The 268-nt window shown below is 51.5% G+C and carries 1 pseudogene; it reads left to right on the forward strand.

The window, feature by feature from the left end:
• Positions 1-123 precede the first annotated feature (123 nt).
• A pseudogene (locus SB816_RS32085) lies at positions 124-268 on the forward strand (aromatic ring-hydroxylating dioxygenase subunit alpha); the annotation flags it as partial.

Below are 268 nucleotides of genomic sequence, written 5' to 3' on the forward strand. Positions count from 1 at the left end.
GGGCAAAAATCAGTCACTTAGCCACCCCACCCCGGGGTAAACCAGTTATACTAGCCGGCTCCCTAAATCGAATCTTCGATGGTTGGGTTGTTCACTGCTTTCACGTCTTCATCGGGAGTGGGAATGTCCAATCTGAGCAATGCATTGCAGCTGAAGTCCATTCAAAGCCAGCTGCCAGTCACGGCTTACTTTGACGAAGCGCTTCTCAAGCGCGAAATCGAAACGCTTTTCCAGAAAGGTCCTCGCTACGTCGGCCACGAATTGATGG

Origin of the sequence: Achromobacter sp. SIMBA_011 (assembly GCF_046535435.1) — a bacterium.
Lineage (GTDB): Bacteria > Pseudomonadota > Gammaproteobacteria > Burkholderiales > Burkholderiaceae_B > Achromobacter > Achromobacter dolens.